This is a genomic window from Streptomyces parvulus (assembly GCF_014648855.1).
GTDB classification, from domain to species: Bacteria; Actinomycetota; Actinomycetes; order Streptomycetales; family Streptomycetaceae; genus Streptomyces; species Streptomyces parvulus.
This window is the reverse complement of the sequence record NZ_BMRX01000005.1, coordinates 54809-75342: the sequence shown is the minus strand read 5'-3', so window position 1 is coordinate 75342 and position 20534 is coordinate 54809. Positions and strand designations below refer to the sequence as shown.

Sequence of the window (20534 nt, the reverse complement as noted above, 5' to 3'; positions counted from 1 at the left end):
GCCGGATCGCATCCCCCTCTACGTCCCCACGCGGGTGGGGCGTTGGCTGTGGCACGGGCCGCCCCCGCGGCCCGTGAGGCCGCCCCGCGCGCGTACCCCTACCCGTGCGGGGGCCTCAGGCCGATCCTGCCCCCTGCGGCACGGCCGGGAACGGCACGAGGGCCACTGTTACGTTGTCGTGGCCGCCACCGTCCAGGGCGTGGCCGACCAGGACGCGGGCGCCGTGCAGCGGGCGGACGGCCGCGTCGAGGGGCATGGCGTCGGCCATCTCCTCGGCGGACTCCGCGTAGTTCCACAGGCCGTCCGTGCAGACCACGACCACGCCGGGGCGGTCCGGCTTGAACGACGCGGTGTGCGGCTCCAGTTCGTAGGCGTCGGCGCCCAGCCAGCCGGTGATCGCGTGGGCGCGGTCGTCGGCGTAGGCCTCGGCCTCGCTCATCAGGCCCGCGGCGACCATCTGCGCCGCCCACGAGTCGTCCTCGGTGAGCCGGGCGGGCGGGGTGGCGCGGTCGGCCGGCACCCAGTACACGCGGCTGTCGCCGACCCAGCCGACGACCAGCAGGCCGGCGGTGACCACGGCGCCGACCAGGGTGCAGGCGGGCGCGTTCTGGTGCGGGCCCTGCTCGCGGGCGGTGGCGGGCTCGTCGGCCAGCGCGTTCACGGCGTGCGAGGCGGCGAGGATGGCGTCGTGCATGGCCTGTTGGGGGTGCGTGCCGCGCGGCAGGGCGGTCAGCAGCGACTCACCCGCGGCCCGGGACGCGGCGAGCGAGGCGTCGTCGGGGCGGGTCGCGGAGGACACGCCGTCGCAGACGATGGCGACGCTCGCGGGGGCGCCGTCGGGCAGCGCGGTGCAGCCCACCGAGAACGCGTCCTCGTTGCGGTGGTGGCGCAGCCCCCGGTCGCTGACCGCGGCGACGGGGCCCGACTCCTGCTCCATGTGGTCGCGTTCGCGGGGCTGGGCGTGTCCGCAGTTCTCGCAGTAGCCGTCGTCGTCGACCCGGCCCGCGCGGCAGGCGACGCACACCTTGGCGCCGGGAGCCGGGGCGGCGGGGGAGTCGGGCCGCGGGGCCGCCGCGGTGTCCAGCCTCGGGTCGGGCGCCTGCAAGGGGTACTCCTCCGGTTCGCCGGGCCGGTCGAAGCGCACGCCCGGCGAGGGCGGCACCGGCGGGGCCGCGGGCGGCGGCGGCAGCGGGGAGCCGCCCGAGTCGGTGCCGGGCAGTTCGGCGGCCGCGTGCACGGGAACCGGGCGGCCCTGGCCGTCCGAGTCGCGGGCCGCGGGCCAGTCCACGCCGTCCGGCGCGGGCGCCGGGGCGGGTACGGCGCCGCCGGCGGCGACGGCCGGGTGGTCGTCGGGCCGCGGGGGCACCGCGGACAGGTCGTATCCGCACGCACCGCAGAAACGGTCACCCGACTCGAGGGGCTCCTCGCAGCTCGGGCACTTGGACACAGCGGCCTGCTGGGGCATCTGCGACATCAACTACACCCACGTCCGGGGGCGGTAACGATTTGCACGTTCCACCAGGTCGATCCTCTCCTCGCCGCCCCGCGCCAGCCGGGCCAGCGTGCGGTACGAACGCTCCAGGCCGAAGCGCAGGCCGCGTTCGTCCAGGCCGCTGCCGAGCAGCGTCCGTCCCCCGGCGGCGGGAGGGACGGAACCCCGACCTCCGGAGAGTACCCAGTCCAGCGCGCAACCGAGGACCTCGGCCGACAGTTGCTCGCGCCGCGCCGGATCCAGACCGTACACGTCCAGCGCCTCGACCTGCCGCGCGGCGGCGGTCAGATCGTCCAGGAAGGCCACGTCCCCGGCGCCCGCCGTACGCCGCCGCAGCCGGGCCCGGACGGCCGCCACCCGGGCGGCCGTGCAGTGCACCGACGACTCCGGCACCGACTCCAGGGTCCGCACCGCGGCCGCCCGGTCGCCGCCCGCCAGCTGCACCCGGGCCAGCCCGAAAGCGGCGCTGACGTGGCTCGGGTCGGTCGACCACACCAGGCGGTAGTACTCGGCGGCGTTGTCGAGCTGCCCCAGCACCTCCGCGCACAGGCCGAGCGCCAGCTTGGGCGCGGTCTCGCCCGGGAAGGCGTCGTAGACCGCGTCGAAGGCCAGCGCCGCGTCCTCGTGCCCGCCGGTCACCAGCGCGGCCAGCCCCCGGTACCAGACCACCCGCCAGTCGTCCGGACGTTCGCCCTCCAGCGATTCGAGGGCCGTCAGCGCCCCGGGCGCGTCGCCGTTCTCCAGCCGGGCCCGGATCTCCCGCAGCCGCGTCTCCGTGGAGGGCGCCGGGGCGGCGGCGAGCGCGGTCAGCAACTCGGCGGGCGCGGACGCCATGAGACCGGCCAGGAAACCCGCGTTGGGGTCGCCCGCGTCCACCCGCGGGACCGGCAGGGCGAGGGACGCGGCGGGCGCGTCCGCGCCCTTGACCAGCCCGGAGGTCCCGCCGCCGAGCCCGCCGACCGCGCTCACCGCGCCCGGCAGCGAGGCGCTCGCGCCGCCGCCCGCCGCCGCACCGCCCGAACCGGCGCCCGGCACACCCCCCGTGACCGTCCCGCCCGGCGCGCCCAGGGCAGGCCCCGGGGCGCCCGGCAGCGCGGGCGCGGACCCGGCGCCGCCCGGCAGCGACGCGCTCGCGCCCCCGCCGCGCCGGCGTCCGCGGACCGTCGTCCGGGCGCCCAGCGTCGACACCTCGCCGTCCAGGCGCGGGAACAGTTCCGTGTCCGTCACCCGGACCTCGGGCCCGAACAGCGTGGAGAGCGCGGGCCGGGCCCGGCCGGTCTGGAGCGAGACCACCTCGCGCAGCACACCCGTCAGCTGCTCCGCCATCTCCTCGGCGGAGGCGAACCGGCGGGCCGGGTCCGGGTCGGTGGCGCGGACCAGCAGCCGGTAGAAGGACTCGTACCGCCGGAACACCTCGATGGTGTCCGGGTCGGGCAGCGAGTCCGCGTAGACGCTCGTGTAGCCCTGGAAGTCGAAGGTCAGCACGGCCAGGGTGCGGCCGACGGTGTACAGGTCGGAGGCGACCGACGGTCCGGTGTCGGCCACTTCGGGCGCCTGGTACCCCACCGTGCCGTAGATCGCCGACTCGTCGTCGTCCATGCGGCGGACCGCGCCCATGTCGATGAGCTTGAGCTGGTCCTCGGTCTGGATGGCGTTGTCGACCTTGAAGTCGCAGTACAGCAGCTTGCGGCTGTGCAGGTGGCCGAGCGCCTCCAGCGCCTCGATGCCGTACGCGCAGGCCTGCTCCACCGGCAGCGGGTCGCGTCTGCCCGCCGGTGTACGGCGGGAGTTGGCGATCTCCTTGAGCGACTTGCCGCCGACGTACTCCATGACGATGTAGCCGTCGAGGGAGCCGGTGCGCTGGTCGAGGTGCTCGACGAAGTTGTAGATCCGCACGATGTTGGCGTGCTCGATCTCGGCGAGGAACCGCCGTTCGGAGATCGCCGCCGCCATCGCGTCCTGGTCGCCGGTGTCCAGCAGGCCCTTGAGGACCACCCAGCGGTCGGAGACGGCCTTGTCGACGGCGAGGTAGACCCAGCCGAGCCCGCCGTGCGCGAGGCAGCCCGCCACCTCGTACTGGCCGTGCACGACGTCACCGGCCGTCAGCTTGGGAACGAACGAGTAGGGGTGGCCGCACTTGGTGCAGAAGCCCTCGGTGCGGCCCGGCCGTTCGCCGCGGGCCCGCCCGACCGGGGCCCCGCAGTCCGAGCGCGAGCAGAACCGCTTGCGCTCCGGCACCTCGGGACGCTCCATGACCATCTCGCGCGGGTCGGGCCGCGGGACCGCCGGAACCTCCACGAGCCCGGCGCCCAGACGCCCCCGCGCGGTGGACCCGGCGCCCGAGCCCGAGCTGCGCACCGACACCGAGCGCCCCGTCGACCGGCCCGACACCGCCCGCGAGAGCCGGCCGGAGACCGAGCGCCGGGACCTCGACGAGCGCGACGACGGCGACGAGGCACGCGAACCCCGGCCGCTGGACCGGGACGATCCGGCGCTGCCCGCCGACCCGCGCGAGCCCCGACCGCCGCCCGCGGTGACGCCGGTCGGCACGGAGCCGACCAGGCCGTTCGACGCGACGACCGGCGCGAGGCCGCACGTGTCGCAGTACAGCTCGCCGCCGCCCATGTCCTCGTAGGTCCCGCCGCAGCCGGGACGCTGACACGTCCGCCCCGCCTCACTCATGACGCTGCCTCCCCCTCGTCGCTCATACGCCGGGCTCCGTCCGGTCCGCCGGGCCGCCCTGCCCGGGCACCCGTCCCGGGGAGGCCAGGGCCTCGGCCGCCGCGTGCTGGTAGCGCAGCACGGCCTGCTCGGCGACGCGCAGGTCGCAGGGCGCGCTCCACAGCATGCGGCGCGCCCTCTCGTACTTCTCCGCCAGCTCCGGGTCCTCGGCGAAACCGAGGCGGGCGACCTTGGCCTTGTAGGCGTCGAGCCGGCCGCGCAGCTCCGCGCGGACCGCCAGCGGGGCGGTGACCGCGGTCAACGACTCGCGGGCGCGCAGCAGTTCGTCCTCCGCCTTCTCCTCCAGGGACTCCAGGAGCGGGGACAGGCGGTGCCACTGCGCGTGCCTGCGGTACTCGGCGGCCGCCGCCAGCTGCTCCTGGAGCACGATCGGCGGCCCGCTGACCACCGGCACCTCCGTCGCGGCGATCTTCGCCAGCACCTCGCCGCGCGCGGTGCGCGCCTCGGCGAGTGTGCGGTCGGCGCGGGAGAGCACGTCCCGCAGCCGCACGATGCGCTGCTCGGCGTCCTGGCGCACGGCCAGCACGGCGTCGATCTCGCGGCGCACCTCCTCCAGGGCGCGCGCCTCGCGGTCGTACACCGTCGTGTCGGGGCGGCCGCCGCCGGGCGCCGAACTGCCCTCCGCCGGCAGCCAGAAGGCCAGCGGGTCGGAGATGACCCGCTCGCGCAGCCGGGTCAGGGTGCGGGTGATGCGCTCCAGGTCGTCGCCGGACGGGTGCTCGCCGGGCCGCACGCCCACGGAGTGCGCGAGCTTGCGGGTGCGCTGGAGCTCGGCGGCCAGTAAATCGATCCGCGCGGGCAGCGCCGACCAGACCGCGTCGGCGGCGACCACCATGTCCAGGGAGGTCGCGTACAGCTGGTTCATCCGGTCCACCAGCGTCGCCAGCGAGTAGCGCTCGCTGAGCCGGCCGGGGCCTTGGTCCGGGGCCGGTGCCTGTGCGAGGGCGGCCGTGCCGCCGGCCACGGTGACGGCCTCGCCGCGCAGCAGCTCGGTCAGTTCGGCCAGGTCCTCGCGGCTGGACCAGCGGCGCCGGGAGCGGATCTCCCGGGCGGTGCGCAGCGCGCCGGTGTACGCGTCGAAGTAGGACCACAGCAGCGTGATCGACGCCTCGGCGGCGCTCCAGCGCTCGACGGTGACGCCGGTCAGCTCGGCGCCCTCGAGGAGCCTGCGGCCCGCGTGGTCCTGGAGGGCGAGCAGCGAGGTCTCCACCGCCTCGTGCTCCGCGCCGAGCCGCGCCAGCGCACGGTCCACCTCGTCCCGGTCCATCACCGGCCCGGTGGGTCCCGTGTCGCCCATCGATCACCCCTCGCTGTCGCTGACTTGTGCTCTTTCCCCGTGTACGGCGGCCGTTCAGCTCCTGCGCAGGTACTCCGGGGCCGGCGGCTCCGACCGCGCCGGGTCGTCGCCCATCGTCGGGGACAGCCATGTGTCGTACGAGTTCCGCCAGCCGTCGCTCCGGTCGGCGCGCCACTGCTCCAGGATGCGGTTGACCCGGCGCACCAGGTCGTCGGCGTCCTTCTTCATCGCCACGCCGTAGTACTCGGTGGTGAAGGGGTCGCCCTTCAGCTGGACCGTCGGGTCCTGCGCGGCCTGGCTGGCGGCGAGCGCGCCGTCGGTGACGACCGCGTCGACCTCGCCGAGCTGGAGCCGGACCAGGCAGTCGAGCTGGTTGGGCACGGTGGTGCCGAGGTCGGCGTCGGCGGCGAGCCGGCCGTCCTTCCGGTCCTGCTCCAGCGTGCTCAGCGCGGTGGAACCGGCCGCCGTGCAGATGCTCCTGCCGGCCAGCGTGTCGTCGTACCCGGTGATCGGGGACGTCTTCGGGGCGAGCAGCTGCTGCCCGGTGCGGAAGTAGGGGGCGGAAAAGGCGACCTTCTCCAGGCGGGCGCAGTTGATGGTCATGGTGCGGACCACCATGTCGACCCGGCCGTCCTGGATCGCCGGCTCGCGCTGGTTGGTCGGTATGGCCTTGAACTGCACCGCGTCCGCGTCCCCGAGGATGTCCTCGGCGATGCGGTGCGCCAGGTCGATGTCGAAGCCCTCCAGCTCGGCGTCGCCGCCGCTGTTCGGGTCGCGGTAGCCCCAGCGGTAGCTGTTCTGGTCGACGCCGACGATCAGCTTGCGCTTCTCGCCCTCGCGGCCGCGGATCTCGTCGATGGTGGGGCCGTCGGCACCCGACGGGGCGAGGGTCTGCTTCTCCGGGGCCGCGCACTCCTCGGCGGCGCGGGTCGCGCTGCCGTGGGCGAGACCGTGGCCGGTGCCCGGGCCGCCGCTCTCGCCGTGCGACCTGACCAGGGGCAGGAGCAGGACGAACAGCACCGCGAGGGCGCAGCCGACGGCCATCGCGCCCACGCCGCCCCAGCCCTTCAGCCCGGTCCGCAACCGCCGCGCACGCTTCCTCACGACCCCTCCGCCTCCCGCGCCTCCTTGCCAGGGTGTCCCTGCCCGCCGGCCCGCCGGCCCCGCGCCCCGGCTCACCGGTACTCCGACAGCCTGCGGCCGATGCCGAGCAGCGCCCCGGCCGCGCCCAGTCCGGCCAGCACTCCGGCGCCCTGCGGCAGCAGGGTCATGGCGTCCCGGCCGTCGCCGGCCGCGCGCTCGAACTCCGCCTTCTCGTGCGCGAGCGCCCGGGCGAGCGAGTCGTCGACGCCGTCGAAGCACTCGACGGTGGCTCCCTCGCCGCCTATCACCAGGTCGAGCGCCTGCTGGTAGTTGCCGAAGTCGTCCTGCTCACGGGCCGAGGCGTGCCGCTTCTTCCACTCCGCCATGTTGCCGTTCGCCGCCTCGACGGGCGACTCTCCCGCCTCGTCGTCGGCCAGCCGGCCCGCCGCGCCGAGGGCCTTGCCCAGGTCCTCCATGTTCCGGCCGAACGCCAGGTCGTAGGAGTCGTACGTCGTGTCGCCCACCTTGGTGGTCTCCGCGCCCCGGGAGACCAGGGTGAGGTTCTCGTTGCCGCGGGCCTTGAGGGAGGCGATGCGGGCCTCGTTGAGCGCGTTCAGCGAGCGCACGCCGTGCTCGTAGGAGTCGGTGAGGCCGGAGCGGGCGACGCTGTGGCCGACGACCAGCCACAGCAGGACGACGCCTGCGGCGGCGGTGGCGGCGACCAGGCCGTGGTTCAGGACCCGGTTGGTGCGACGGTAGTTGCGGTGCTGGGCCCAGGCCAGCGCGGCGAGCACGACGACGCCGAGGGCGATCGCCGCCCAGGGGTAGGGCTTGGCGTCGCCGTAGTCGGCGCCGAGCCGGCGGTTCTCCGTCTTGTAGAGGTCCTCCGCCGCCGGGAGCATCTCCTTCTGCATCTTCTCGTTGGCGTAGCGCAGGTAGGCGCCGCCGACCGGGAAGCCCTGCCGGTTGTAGGTACGGGCGCGCTCGACCAGGCCCTTGTACTCGGGCAGCAGCCGGTTCAGCTCGGCGATGGTCCGCGCGGCCGGCGAGTCGGGGTCCGAGTTGGCGGCGGCCGTCACGAGACCCTCGGCGGCGGCGCGGATGCCGTTGTCGTACCGGTCGCGGGAGTCCTTGGTCTCCTGGCCGCCGGCGAGGAATCCGCTGGAGGCCGCCGTGTTGGCCTCGGCCAGCGAGCGGTAGATGCCGGCCGCGGCGGAGCTGAGGGGCTGGCTGCGGGTGAGCACGTCGTCGGCGGCGGCGGCGCGGTCGCTCGTCTGCCAGGCCGTGACGGCGCCGAAGGCGACGACCAGCGCGGCGAGCAGCGCGCCGATGATGCGCAGCCGGCCCGGCTCGGTGACCGCGGCCGCGCGCAGCCGGTCCGCACCCTCGGCGAAGGCGGTGCGCCGGGGCGCGGCGGGCGGTGGAGGGAGCGCCGGGGACGCGCCGGCCGGACCGCGCTCGGCGGGCGGGGGGCCGGGCTGCGGCGGCACGGCGGGCGGCGCGGGCACGCCGGGGCCCGGCGGCGCCGCGCTGCCCTTCGGCGGTCGAGTCACTCCTGACCTCCCCCATGGTCATGCGTCGCCGCAAGTATCGCTGCCCGCGCCGACATTCGCACCGGCCTTCACCCGATCTTGATTTGATCAGGGTGCAACGCACCACCCCTGCCCATGAATACGCCGGCGGAACCGGTTCGGTTCCCCGATCCGGTCCCGCCCCCGTGCCGCGCCCGTGCCCGCGCCGCTCAGGCGGCGAAGCGCTCCCGCACTCGCTGCCGCGCCGCGGCCCCCGCGCCCACCCGGTCGAGACCGAGCAGCGCGGCGCCCAGCACGGGCCGCGCCGTCACCACCGTGGGGACCGCCTTGGGGGCGCGGGCCGCCAGCAGCTCCCGTATCCGGTCGTCGAGTTGGGGATGGCGGGCCGCGAGGACGCTGCCGCCGAGCAGGACCGGCGCCGGTTCGGACAGCAGGTCGAGGCGGGTCAGCGCGACCGTCGCCATGGCCACCACCTCGTCGGCCTGCCGGTCCACGACGGACCGGGCGAGCGGGTCGCCGGCCGCCGCCGTGGCGAACAGCACGGGCGTCAGCTCGTGGCGCCGGGCCGGCTCGACGTGCCGCAGGTGCAGGGCCTCGATGAGGGCGTACATCGAGTCGAGCCCGAAGTGCGCCGGCAGGGTCCGGGCCAGTTCCGTCGGCCCGCCCCGGCCGTCCTCCGCGCGGGCCGCGTGCCACAGCGCCTCCTCGGCCAGCCCCCAGCCGCCGCCCCAGTCGCCGGAGAGGCGTCCGATGGCGGGGAAGCGGGCGGTGCGGCCGTCGGGGCGCATGCCGACGCAGTTGACCCCGGCCCCGCAGACGACGGCGACGCCGAGCGGCTCGTCGACGCCGGCCCGCAGGATCGCGAAGGTGTCGTTGCGCACGTCGACCCGCGTGCCCCACGCGCGCGCCTGGAGGGCGGCGGCCAGCTGCTCCTCCTCCACGGGCAGGTCGGCGTTGGCCAGGCAGGCCGACACGTGGTCCACGGAGCCGGCACCGGCCGCCGCGAGGGCCTCCGCCACCGCCTCCGCCAGGGTGTCCACGGCCCGCTCGACGCCCACCGCGGGCGGACGGAAGGGCCCGCCGCGGGCCGTGGCCAGCACCTCCCCGTCCGCCGTCACCACGGCCACGTCGGTCTTGCTGTTGCCCGCGTCGACGGCGAGCACGCTCGCGGTCAGGCCCACGCCAGGTGCTCCCGGTTGTGTGCGATCAGCAGGTCGGTGAGCCGGTCCGCGTACGTGTACTGGCCGACGAGGGGGTGGGCGAGCAGCGCCCGGAAGACCCGCTCCCGGCCGCCGCGCAGGGCCGCTTCCAGGGCCAGGTCCTCGTACGCCGTCACGTTCGCCATCAGCCCCGCGTACAGCGGGTCCACGGTCGCCACCGGCAGCGGGGCGGCACCCTTGGCGCCCACCGCGGCCGGCACCTCGATCACCGCGTCGTCGGGCAGAAAGGGCAGCGTGCCCCGGTTGTAGGTGTTCACCACCTGGTGGGGGGAGCCCGCGCCGCCGAGCAGGGCGGCGGCGAGGTCCACGGCGGCCTCCGAGTAGTAGGCGCCGCCGCGCTTGGCGAGCAGGGCGGGCTTCTCGTCCAGGGCCGGATCGCCGTACATCGCCAGCAGCTCCCGCTCCATCGCGGCCACCTCGGCGGCCCGCGACGGCTTGGTGCGCAGTTCGCCGACGACCTCGTCGTGGGCGTAGTAGTAGCGCAGGTAGTACGAGGGGACGACACCGAGGCGGTCCAGCAGCGGGAGGGGCAGGCGCAGGTCGGCGGCGACGGCGTCCCCGTGCTCGGCCAGCAGCCGGGGCAGGACGTCCTCGCCCTCGGGCCCGCCGAGCCGGACGCCGGTCTCCCAGGTGAGGTGGTTGAGGCCCACGTGGTCCAGGTGGACGTCGGAGGGCGCCACGCCGAGCAGGGCGGCGAACTTGCGCTGGAGCCCGATCGCCACGTTGCACAGGCCGACCGCCCGGTGCCCGGCCTGGAGCAGGGCCCGGGTCACGATGCCGACCGGGTTGGTGAAGTCGATGATCCAGGCGTCCGGGTTGGCCCGCCGGACCCGTTCGGCGATGTCCAGCACCACGGGCACCGTGCGCAGCGCCTTCGCCAGGCCGCCCGCGCCGGTCGTCTCCTGGCCGACGCAGCCGCACTCCAGCGGCCAGGTCTCGTCCTGCTCGCGGGCCGCCTGGCCGCCGACGCGCAGCTGGAGCAGTACGGCGTCGGCGCCCTCCACGGCCGCGTCAAGGTCGGAGGTGGTGACGACGCGGGCCCCGTGCCCCTGCCGGGCGAGGATGCGGCGGGCGAGGCCGCCCACCAGCTCCAGGCGGTCGGCCGCCGGGTCGGCGAGGACCAGTTCCTCGACCGGCAGGGTGTCCCGCAACCGGGCGAAGCCGTCGATCAGTTCGGGCGTGTAGGTCGAACCGCCGCCGACCACGGTGAGTTTCATGAAGTCATCAACCCTTTACTCCGGTCAGTGTGACGCCCTCGACGAACGCCTTCTGCGCGAAGAAGAACACGAGGATCACGGGGGCCATGACCAGCACGGTGGCGGCCATGGTGAGGTTCCAGTCGGTGTGGTGGGCGCCCTTGAAGGACTCCAGGCCGTAGGAGAGGGTCCAGGCGCCGGGGTTCTCGGAGGCGTAGATCTGCGGGCCGAAGTAGTCGTTCCAGGCGTAGAAGAACTGGAAGAGGGCCACCGCCGCGATGCCCGGTCTCGCCATCGGCAGGACGACCCTCAGCAGGGTGCGCAGCTCCCCGCAGCCGTCGACCCGGGCCGCGTCCAGGTACTCGTCCGGGATGGTCAGCAGGAACTGCCGGAGCAGGAAGATGGAGAAGGCGTCGCCGAAGGCCATCGGGACGATCAGCGGCCAGAGGGTGCCGGACAGGTCGAGCTGCTTCGCCCAGAACAGGTACATCGGGATGACGATCACCTGCGGGGGCAGCATCATCATCGAGATCACCAGCAGCAGGGACAGGTGCCTGCCCCGGAAGCGGAACTTGGCCAGCGCGTAGGCCACGGGCACCGAGGACGCGACGGTCAAGGCGGTGCCCAGGCCGGCGTAGAGCAGCGTGTTCCGCCACCAGGTGAGAAAGCCCGGGGTGTCCAGGACCGTGCGGTAGTTGCCCCACTCCCAGGTGTGCGGCCACAGGTCCCGGGTGAGGGCCTGCTGGTCGCTCGTCAGCGAGGTGAGCACCACGAAGACGAACGGCAGGGTGAAGAACAGGGCGGCGGCGATCCCCAGGGCGTGGACGGCGATCCACTCCAGCAGGACGCGGCGGTGTGCGGCGCGGCGTGCGGCGGGCGGCGCGCCGCCCGGGGCCACCGGCGGACGTTCCAGTACCTGGGTCATCGGTCACCTGCCTGGATCAGTCCGCCCCGGCGGCGCATCAGCAGCGCGGTGAACGCCATGGCCAGCGCGAACAGTACGAGGGCGACCACGCACGCGGAGCCGTAGTCGAAGCGCTGGAAGCCGAGGTTGTAGACGAGTTGGGGGAGCGTGAGGGTCGACTTGTCCGGGTAGCCCGGCTCGAAGGACTGGCCGGAGCCGCCGATGATCCCGGAGGCGACCTTCCCGGCGACCAGCGGCTGCGTGTAGTACTGCATCGTCTGGATCACACCCGTGACCACGGCGAACAGCACGATCGGCGAGATGTTCGGCAGCGTCACGAACCGAAACCGCTGCCAGGCCGACGCCCCGTCCAGCTCGGCCGCCTCGTACTGCTCCCTGGGCACGTCGAGCAGCGCGGCCATGAAGATGACCATGAGGTCGCCGACGCCCCACAGCGCGAGCGCGGTGAGGGCCGGCTTGGACCAGGCGGCGTCCGTGAACCAGCCCGGCGCGGAGACGCCCAGGCCCTCCAGGACGGAGTTGACCGGTCCGGTGCCGGGGTTGAGGAGGAAGACGAAGGCCAGCGTCGCGGCGACCGGCGGGGCGAGGTAGGGGAGGTAGAAGAGGGTGCGGAAGACCCCGGCCCCCGTCCTGATCTTCGTGATGAGCAGCCCGACCCCGAGCCCGAACACGACCCGGCAGGTCACCATCACCAGGACGAGCCACAGGGTGTTGCGCAGGGCGGGCCAGAACAGGGGGTAGTCCTGGAAGACGTACACCCAGTTGTCCAGGCCCCGGAACTCCGGAACCCCGAAGCCGTCGTACCTCATCAGCGAGAAGTACACGGTGGACACCAGGGGATAGGCGAAGAAGACGCCGAACCCGACGAGCCAGGGCGACATGAAGGCCAGCGTGCGCAGCGCCGAGGAACGGCGCTTGGCGCGGAGGGTGTTCGCGGTCATGGACGTCGTCATGTCCGCTACTTCGTCTGCTCGATGTCGCGGTCGATCTGCTCGGCGGTCTTCTCCAGCCCGGCCTTGAGATCCTTCACCTTGCCCGACTCGTACTGGTACCCGAAGTCCTGGAGCGTCAGCTGGTACGTGGAGCCGTTGACGGAGGCCGGCGGGGAGTTCGACTCGGGGTGCTGGGCGATGTCCAGGAAGGTCTTGAAGGCGGGGTCGGTCTCGAGGTCCGGGGACTTCAGGGCCGGGAAGGTGGAGGGCACGTTGCGGATGGCGTTGGCGAAGGCGACGACGGCCCCGGTGTCGGTCGTCATGTACTTCACCAGCTCCCAGGCGGCGTTCTTCTTCGCGCTCTGCGGCGCGATGCCCATCACGGTGCCGGAGAGGAACCCCTTGCCGTACTCGTCCACCTCGTCGTCGGCCACGGGCATCGGCGCGGTGCCGATCTCGAAGTCCACCCCCGCGTCCTTGGCCATGCCGAGCCGCCACTCGCCGTCGAGCTGCATCGCCACCTGGCCGGTGTGGAAGGGGTGCTTGGCGCCCCACTCGTCGCCGAAGGTGTTGCGGTACTTCTCCAGCCTCGCGAAGCCGCCGAGGTCGTCGACGAGCTTCTTCTGGTACGTGAACATCTCCGCGAAGGCCGGGTCCTCGGCGACGCTCGACTTGCCGTCCTGGTCGAAGTAGGCGTGGTCCCACTGGGACATGTAGTGGTCGACGACCGTCTCGTAGCCGTGGTAGTTCGGCATGAAGCCGAGCCGCTCGTAGCCGTCGCCCTTCGGCTCGGTCAGCTTCTTCGCCACCTCGGCGAACTCGGACCAGGTCTTGGGCGGGGCCTTGATGCCGGCCGCCGCGAAGGCGTCCTTGTCGTAGTAGAGGCCGTAGGCGTCGCCGAGCAGCGGCAGGGCGCAGCGGACGCCCTCGAACTGCGTGTAGTCCAGCATCGGCTTCGGGATGAGCGCGTCCAGGTCGAGCTTCGACTTCTCGATGAAGGGCTTCAGGTCGGCGAAGGCGCCCGAGGAGCAGAACTTTCCGATGTTGGAGGTGGTGAACGAGGACACCACGTCGGGCCCGTTCGAACCGCCCGCGCGCAGCGCCTGGTTGAGCTTGTCGTCGTTGATGTTGCCGACGACCTTCACCTTGATGTTGGGGTGCGCCTTCTCGAAGCGGTCGACATTGGCCTGTACGGCCTTCACCTCGGCGGGCGCGCTCCAGCCGTGCCAGAAGGTGAGGGTCGTCTCGGCGTTCGGGTCGTCCGAGGCGCCCGAGTCCGCCTGGCCGGTACAGGCCGTGGCGAGCAGGGCGATGGAGACGGAGGCGGCGACCGCGAGGGTGGCCTTTGCGGATATTCCGGGCATGACGCAGCTCCCTGGGGCAGGGCGTGGCGGGACGGGGGCGGTGGTGCGCGGTGGGTGATGCGGTACGGGTGGTGCCGTGGGGGGTGGCTCAGCGCGAGGTGTCGAAGACCTCGTCGCGGGTGGTCGCGAGGGCGCTCTCCAGCGCCCCGCGCAGTACGGGGTGGTCGGTCACGTCGCCGACGACGAGCCGGGGACGGGAGGCGGCCAGCTCCTCCAGCTCGTCCCGGACCAGGTCGCGCAGCGTCTCGCCGCCGGCGGCGAGGGCGGTGCCGCTCAGCACGACCAGCTCGGGGTCCAGGACCGAGACGAGGGACGCGAGGCCGGTGGCCAGGCGGGTGGCGTAGGTCTGGAGCAGCCGGCGGTGCGGTGCGTCGTCGGTCCGCGCGGCGCGGGCGACGAGGGCCGCGGCGGCCTCGTGGTACGGCCCCGGCGGCAGGTCGGTCAGGCCCAGCTCCCGGCCCAGGGCCGGCAGGGCCTGGGAGCCGGCGAGTTCCTGGAAGCCGCCGCTGCCCGCCCGGCTGACCTTGCGGACCAGCGGGGCGCCCGGCACCGGCAGGAAGCCGACCTCGCCCGCGCCGCCGGTCCAGCCGCGGTGCAGCCGGCCGCCGAGGACCAGCGCGGCGCCGAGGCCCTCCTGGTTCCAGAGCAGCACGAAGTCCTCGTGGCCCCGGGCGGCGCCGAGGCGCTGCTCCGCGACGGCCGCGAGGTTCACGTCGTTCTCGTACTCGACCGGCATGGGCAGCGCGGCGGCCAGCTCGTCCAGCAGGGTGGGGGAGTGCCAGCCGGGCAGGTGGGAGGCGTAGCGCAGCCGCCCGGTGCCCGGGTCGAAGGCGCCGGGGGTGCCGATGACGAGCCGGTGGACGTCGGCACGGGCCAGCCCGGCGGCCTTCACCGCGCCGTCGAGGGCGTCCGTCACCTGCTGGACGACGGGGGCGGCGGGGCGGCGGCCCGGGGTCGGCAGCTCGTACCGGCCGACGGTGCGCCCGGTGACGTCGGCGACCGCGGCCAGGACGCGGTCCGGGGTGACGTCGAGTCCGGCGGCGTACGCGGCTGCCGGGTTGACCTCGTAGAGCTGGGCGCCGGGGCCCGGGCTGCCCTCGGTGGTGCCGCCGGCCAGCACCAGGCCGGCGGCCTCCAGGCGGGCGAGGAGCTGGGAGGCGGTCGGCTTGGACAAGCCGGTCAGCTTGCCGATCCGGGTCCGGGACAGCGGCCCGTGCTCCAGCAGGAGGTCCAGGGCGGCCCGGTCGTTCATGGCGCGCAGGACGCGCGGGGTGCCCGGCGTGCCGGCGGTTCCTGCCATGCGTGTCCACACCTGCCTCTCGACCGCTCAGCCTTTCAGCGGGGGACGGGGAAGTCCACTGCGCGTCCCACCGGAAGTGACTGTTAGGAAAGTTTCCTGTTGGCTGAGAAACGTAGGCCCGCCCGGGAGGGGGCGTCAAGAGAGCGCCCCCGGGGCAACGCAGTCGTTACCTCGGGGGCGGTGCGGAAGGGGCGGCGGACCCGGCCGCTACTTCGTGGTGCTCGGCGGCGTGATGGGCGACGCGGCGACCGACTGCGGCGATCCGGTGTTCGCGTACGCCGACGGCGCCGCCATCCCGGCCGTCGGGTCGGCGGCGGCGGGGACGCCGTCCACCGGGAACGTGGCCCCGCCGACGATCGCGATGCCGGCCTCGTCGAAGGCCCGCTTGACGCGCCAGCGCAGCTCCCGCTCGACGGTGAGGGACTTGCCGGGCATGGTCTTGGCGGAGACGCGTACGACCATCGAGTCGAGCAGTACGGAGTCCAGGCCGAGGACCTCGATGGGGCCCCAGAGCATCTCGTTCCAGGGCTCCTCCTTGCTCATCCGCTCGCCGACCGCGTCGAGGGTCTCCTTCACCTTGTCCAGGTTCTCGTCGGAGCGGACGGTCACGTCCACGCCGGCCGTGGACCAGCCCTGGGAGAGGTTGCCGATCCGCTTGACCTCGCCGTTGCGGACGTACCAGATCTCGCCGTCGACACCGCGCAGCTTGGTCACCCGCAGGCCGACCTCTATGACCTCGCCGGAGGCCACGCCCGCGTCGATGCTGTCGCCGACGCCGTACTGGTCCTCAAGGATCATGAAGACGCCGGACAGGAAGTCGGTGACCAGGTTGCGGGCGCCGAAGCCGATCGCGACGCCCGCGACACCGGCCGAGGCCAGCAGGGGCGCCAGGTTGATCTGGAAGGTGCCGAGGATCATCAGCGCGGCGGTGCCGAGGATGAGGAAGCTGGCCACCGAGCGCATCACGGACCCGATGGCCTCGGAGCGCTGCCGGCGCCGCTCGGCGTTGACCAGCAGACTGCTCAGCGCGGTGCTGCCGCCCGTCGCGGGCCTGCGGTTCATCCGCTCTATCAGCTTGGTGATCGCCCGCCGGACCACCGCCCGCAGCACCGCCGCGATCACCACGATCAGCAGCACCCGCAGCCCGATCGCGAGCCAGGTCGACCAGTTCTCCTCGACCCAGCCCGCGGCGTTCGTCGCGTGCTCCTGGGCGTCCCGGAGAGAGGGCACCGGCGGCGTCGTGGAGCCCGAGGGGGTCGGGGACGGCGACGGCCCGGCGGCCAGTCGGAGGGCGGCGGACAGGGACACGGCGGATACCTCCAGGTGCGGCGGCCCGTCCCGGGAGATCCGGTCCAAGGTCACGGAAAGGTCACCGGACGGGCAGAGGCACCACACTAACGGGGCACCGGGACCGGAACGGCCCGAAAGGGGCGGGAGAGACGGTCCTCACCCGCACCGGGACTGGTCACGCCGCCCGGCGCGGCGCCCCGTGTGGTCGAAAACACTCCCAGCCCGTTACCGGGACATGGTGGCGCTTCCACCAGGCATGAGGGGAGACTGGCAACGGATCGTCCCGGCGCGAGCCACGCGCCGCCGGCGTACAAGGAGGCCTCCGTGCCGCATGTCCTGGTTCTCAACGCGTCGTACGAGCCACTCGGCGTCGTACCGCTCCGCCGCGCGCTCGTCCTCGTCCTCGAGAACAAGGCCGTGTGCCTCGAGGAGTCCGGCGCCTACCTGCACAGCGCGACCGTCACCGTGCCCGCACCCAGCGTGGTCCGGCTCAAGCGGTTCGTGCGGGTCCCCTACCGGGGGCCCGTCCCGCTGACCCGACGAGCGCTCTTCGCCCGCGACGGGGGCCGCTGCATGTACTGCGGCGCCGTCGCCACCAGCGTCGACCACGTCATCCCGCGCAGCCGCGGGGGTCTGCACGCCTGGGACAACGTGGTGGCGTCCTGCCGCCGCTGCAACCACGTCAAGGCGGACCGCCACCTGGTCGAACTGGGCTGGCGCCTGCGCCACAAGCCCGCCCCGCCCACCGGCCTGGCCTGGCGCATCATCGGCACCGGCCACCGCGACCCACGCTGGCTGCCGTACTTGCAGCCGTACGGCGCGGAGGACGCGATGGCCCGGATCGACGGCATTTCCGCCTGACGGTCCGGGTCCTCGCCGCTGGGGACGCGATCAGCGCACCCAGTTCTTCAGCGCCTCGGTCTCCAGGGTGATCCCCACCGGCTCGGGCAGCGCGACCTCCTTGCCGAAGGGCAGCGTCTGCACGGTCTCGTACCGCCCGCCGTCGGGGCGGCTGTGCACCTTGACCTCGCAGGTGTCCCGGTCGATCAGGAGATAGACGGGGATGCCCGTCCCGGCGTAGGCGCGCGGCTTCTCGGTGCGGTCACGCCGGTCGGTGTCGGAGTCGTACGAGGTGACCTCCACGACCATGAGGACGGGGGTGGGGTCGGCCCATTCGCCCTGGCCGACAAAGGCTTCCGCCGGAGCGAGCGAGCCGTCCGGACGAGCCCGCCCGCCTCGGTACGTCTCGACCACGAGCCCTTGCGTCGGATCCAGCCAGAGGTCCGGCCTGTGCTGCATGCAGATGCGCGTGAGCCACTGGATGACACGTCCGTGATCGCCGTCGGGCACGGCCTTCCCCCCAAGATGTCCGTTGATGAACTCGAGCCGCGCGCCTTCTATGCTCCGGTCGGCGTGGCGAGCGAGTTCCTCGAACTCGGTGACGAGCATCTGGGGCCTGTCGGCGGTCACGGTCACAGGGCTCCTCCGGTTGTGCAGGGGTCCACAGGGTCAGGGTAGGGGAGATCCGGCCCGGCGGTCGGGGGATTGCTTTCACCCGGATCATGGGTAATTGGAAGTCATGAGATGTGACCAGGGACACGTTGTGAGTACCAATGCGCCTGTCCGCCCGTCTTCTGGGTAGGGGGCGCCGTAACCCGTCAAAAGCGTGTTGGTAACACAGCCCGAACCAAAGGAGATCTCCGTGGCTGCACCCCTCCTGCTCCCGGCCCCTTCCAAACCCGTGGCGGAGCCGTCCACACCCTGGGCCGAGCCCTCCGCCGCCTCCGCGACCCCGCACTACTGCGTCTTCGGCGCCACCGGCAGCTGCGCCGAGACCCCCCTGACCAGCGAACCTCCGCTGCCCGACGCCGAGCCTCTGACCAGCGAGTCGCCGTTCGCCGACGCCGTGCCGCTGACCAGTGAGTCCTCGCCCGAGCTGACGGCCGACGTGCCCGAGCAGGGCGGCCCCTCCTTCGCCGTTCCCGAACCGACGAGGTCGTAGAGGTCACAGATGCCAGCAGCCGGGCCGGCCGAGCCCCCCGCCGAGGACCTTCCCGAGGATCTGACCAGGCTCGCCGCCCTGCACGGCGTCGCCACCTCCTACCGCCCCTCCCCGGACCGCACGGTCCCGGCCTCGGCCACCGCCGTGACCCTCGCGCTGGCCGCGCTCGACGTGGACACGAGCACGCCCGTGGCGGTACGCGCCGCCCTGGACGCCCGCGAGGGCGAACTGCGCGCCCGGCTGCTGCCGCCCACCGTCGTCGTCTGGAGCGGCGGCCCCGAACCGGCCGCCCTCGCGGCGCTGCCGGAAGGCACCCGGCTGCGCGTCGACACCGAGCAGGGCGAGAGCCGCGAGGACGCCGGGCGGCTGCCGCCCGGCGTCCACCGGCTGACCGCCACCGCCCCGGACGGCCGCACCGCGCGGGCGCACCTGATCGTCGCGCCCGACCGGCTGCCGGCGCCTCCCGGCCGCTCCCACGGGCTCCTCGTGCAGCTCTACTCGCTGCTCTCCCGCCGCTCCTGGGGCATGGGCGACCTCGGCGACCTGCGCGAACTGGCCGACTGGGCCGGACGCGCCCTCGGCGCCGGGTTCGTCCAGGTCAACCCGCTGCACGCGGCCGTGCCCGGCGCCCCCTCCGACCCCTCCCCGTACCGGCCCTCCTCGCGCCGGTTCCCCGACCCCGTGCACCTGCGCGTCGAGGACGTGCCCGAGTACGCGTACGTCACCGACCCCGAGCGCGCCAGGACGCTCGCCCGGGAGGCAGACCGGCTGCGCGCCGCCGTACTGGACGACGGCGCCCTCATCGACCGGGACGCCGTCTGGGAGCTGAAGCGCGGGGCGCTCGACCTGCTCCACGAGGTCCCCCTCGGCCCCGGCCGCCGCGCCGCCTACTGCGACTACCTCGCCGAGCAGGGCACCGCCCTGGAGGACCACGCCACCTGGTGCGCGCTCGCCGAGGTGCACGGCCCCGACTGGCACCGCTGGCCCGAAGAGCTGCGCGACCCCCGCTCCGCTGCCACCGACCGCGCCCGCACCGAGCTGATGGACCGCGTCGACTTCCACTCCCGGCTCACCTGGCTCACCGACACCCAGCTCACCGCCGCCCAGCACACCGCCCGCGAGGCCGGCATGCCGGTCGGGATCGTGCACGACCTCGCGGTCGGCGTGCATCCGGGCGGCGCCGACGCCTGGGCCCAGCGGCACCACTTCGCCCGCGGCATGTCCGTGGGGGCGCCCCCCGACGCCTTCAACGCCCTCGGCCAGGACTGGGGCCTGCCGCCCTGGCGCCCCGACCGCCTCGCCGACTCCGGGTACGCGCCCTTCCGCGCTCTCCTGCGCGGGCTCTTCCGCTACGCGGGCGCGCTGCGCGTGGACCACGTCATGGGCCTGTTCCGGCTCTGGTGGGTCCCCGAGGGCCACCCGCCCACCCAGGGCACGTACGTCCACTACGACGCCGAGGCCATGCTCGCCGTCCTGGTCCTGGAGGCCACCCGGGCCGGCGCCGTCGTCATCGGCGAGGACCTGGGCACCGTCGAGCCCGGCGTGCGCGAGGCGCTGCGCGAGCGCGGCGTGCTCGGCACCTCGGTGCTCTGGTTCGAGCGCGACTGGACCGGCGACGGGCGTCCGCTGCCCCCGGAGCGGTGGCGCGCCGACTGCCTGGCCACCGCCACCACCCACGACCTGCCGTCCACCGCCGCCCGCCTCACCGGCGAACACGTCGAACTGCGCGACCGCCTCGGCCTGCTCACCCGCCCGCTGGAGGTGGAACGCGCGGAGGCCGCCGCGGACACCGCCGAGTGGCTGGAGGTCCTGGCCCGGCTCGGACTGCTCGACGGCACCGGCGGGGACGCCGGAACCCCCGCCGAGGAGGCGGAGATCCAGGCCGTGCACCGCTTCCTGCTGCGCACCCCGGCCCGCATGGTCGGCATCTGGCTCCCGGACGCCGTCGGGGACCGGCGCCCGCAGAACCTGCCCGGCACCTGGGACCAGTACCCGAACTGGCGGCTCCCCGTGGCCGACGCGGACGGGCGCCCGGTGACCCTGGAGGACCTGGCCGCCTCCCCCCGTCTGCACGCCCTGATCGACGCCGTACGGGAGCAGGGCGGCCACCGGCACGGGTGAGCCGCGCGGCCGTGTGCAGATCGGACCCCGTACGGGCA

Annotated in this window: 16 protein-coding genes; 3 read left to right on the top strand and 13 right to left on the bottom strand. The window is 74.0% G+C overall.

Annotated features, from left to right (window positions below; genetic code table 11):
- Nucleotides 1-115 precede the first annotated feature (115 nt).
- From IE108_RS10425 to IE108_RS10370, 12 genes are all read right to left on the bottom strand, one after another.
- A complete protein-coding gene (locus IE108_RS10425) occupies nt 116-1477 on the bottom strand; it encodes a PP2C family protein-serine/threonine phosphatase (RefSeq protein ID WP_064727909.1) in 1362 nt (453 codons plus the stop codon).
- Nucleotides 1478-4174 carry a serine/threonine-protein kinase gene (locus tag IE108_RS10420; RefSeq protein WP_079163508.1) on the bottom strand — a complete coding sequence of 899 codons (2697 nt, stop codon included), beginning with the start codon at nt 4172-4174 and terminating at the stop codon, nt 1478-1480.
- 22 nt (nt 4175-4196) lie between these two features.
- Nucleotides 4197-5531 carry a coiled-coil domain-containing protein gene (locus IE108_RS10415; RefSeq protein ID WP_064727908.1) on the bottom strand — a complete coding sequence of 445 codons (1335 nt, stop codon included), beginning with the start codon at nt 5529-5531 and terminating at the stop codon, nt 4197-4199.
- A 54-nt stretch (nt 5532-5585) separates the two neighbouring features.
- A complete protein-coding gene (locus IE108_RS10410) occupies nt 5586-6575 on the bottom strand; it encodes a glutamate ABC transporter substrate-binding protein (protein WP_064731756.1) in 990 nt (329 codons plus the stop codon).
- A gap of 131 nt (nt 6576-6706) precedes the next feature.
- The gene (locus IE108_RS10405; RefSeq protein WP_229851745.1) at nt 6707-8167 is read right to left on the bottom strand and encodes a GlnX family signal transduction membrane protein; all 1461 of its coding nucleotides are present in this window, start codon (nt 8165-8167) and stop codon (nt 6707-6709) included.
- A gap of 188 nt (nt 8168-8355) precedes the next feature.
- Nucleotides 8356-9327 carry an N-acetylglucosamine kinase gene (locus tag IE108_RS10400; RefSeq protein WP_064727906.1) on the bottom strand — a complete coding sequence of 324 codons (972 nt, stop codon included), beginning with the start codon at nt 9325-9327 and terminating at the stop codon, nt 8356-8358.
- On the bottom strand, nt 9318-10583 hold the full coding sequence (locus IE108_RS10395; RefSeq protein ID WP_064727905.1) for a 6-phospho-beta-glucosidase: 1266 nt from the start codon (nt 10581-10583) through the stop codon (nt 9318-9320). Before IE108_RS10395 ends, IE108_RS10400 begins: the two co-directional genes overlap by 10 nt.
- Before the next feature lie 7 nt (nt 10584-10590).
- A complete protein-coding gene (locus IE108_RS10390; protein WP_064727904.1) occupies nt 10591-11487 on the bottom strand; it encodes a carbohydrate ABC transporter permease in 897 nt (298 codons plus the stop codon).
- Nucleotides 11484-12428: a carbohydrate ABC transporter permease gene (locus tag IE108_RS10385; protein WP_064731755.1), complete on the bottom strand. Its 945-nt coding sequence runs from the start codon at nt 12426-12428 to the stop codon at nt 11484-11486. The genes IE108_RS10390 and IE108_RS10385 overlap by 4 nt, the downstream gene beginning before the upstream one ends.
- A 17-nt stretch (nt 12429-12445) precedes the next feature.
- On the bottom strand, nt 12446-13783 hold the full coding sequence (locus IE108_RS10380) for an ABC transporter substrate-binding protein (RefSeq protein WP_064727903.1): 1338 nt from the start codon (nt 13781-13783) through the stop codon (nt 12446-12448).
- Between the two features lie 88 nt (nt 13784-13871).
- Entirely contained in the window at nt 13872-15083 is a 1212-nt protein-coding gene (locus tag IE108_RS10375; RefSeq protein ID WP_064727902.1) for an ROK family transcriptional regulator, read from the bottom strand.
- Nucleotides 15084-15290: 207 nt separating this feature from the next.
- A complete protein-coding gene (locus IE108_RS10370) occupies nt 15291-16391 on the bottom strand; it encodes a mechanosensitive ion channel family protein (RefSeq protein ID WP_064731754.1) in 1101 nt (366 codons plus the stop codon).
- 306 nt (nt 16392-16697) lie between these two features.
- Between IE108_RS10370 and IE108_RS10365 the strand changes: the two genes are divergently transcribed.
- Nucleotides 16698-17234 (top strand): HNH endonuclease, encoded by a 537-nt coding sequence (locus IE108_RS10365; protein ID WP_061444733.1) that lies wholly within the window; start codon nt 16698-16700, stop codon nt 17232-17234.
- A 30-nt stretch (nt 17235-17264) separates the two neighbouring features.
- Here the strand turns inward: IE108_RS10365 and IE108_RS10360 are convergent, their stop codons facing one another.
- Nucleotides 17265-17849, bottom strand: a complete 585-nt coding sequence (locus IE108_RS10360; RefSeq protein WP_064727901.1) for a Uma2 family endonuclease — start codon at nt 17847-17849, stop codon at nt 17265-17267.
- 220 nt (nt 17850-18069) lie between these two features.
- On the opposite strand from IE108_RS10360, the gene IE108_RS10355 reads away from it, so the two are divergent.
- Nucleotides 18070-18375: a hypothetical protein gene (locus IE108_RS10355; RefSeq protein WP_064731753.1), complete on the top strand. Its 306-nt coding sequence runs from the start codon at nt 18070-18072 to the stop codon at nt 18373-18375.
- A 9-nt stretch (nt 18376-18384) separates the two neighbouring features.
- A complete protein-coding gene (malQ, locus tag IE108_RS10350) occupies nt 18385-20496 on the top strand; it encodes a 4-alpha-glucanotransferase (RefSeq protein WP_064727900.1) in 2112 nt (703 codons plus the stop codon).
- Nucleotides 20497-20534: the final 38 nt, after the last annotated feature.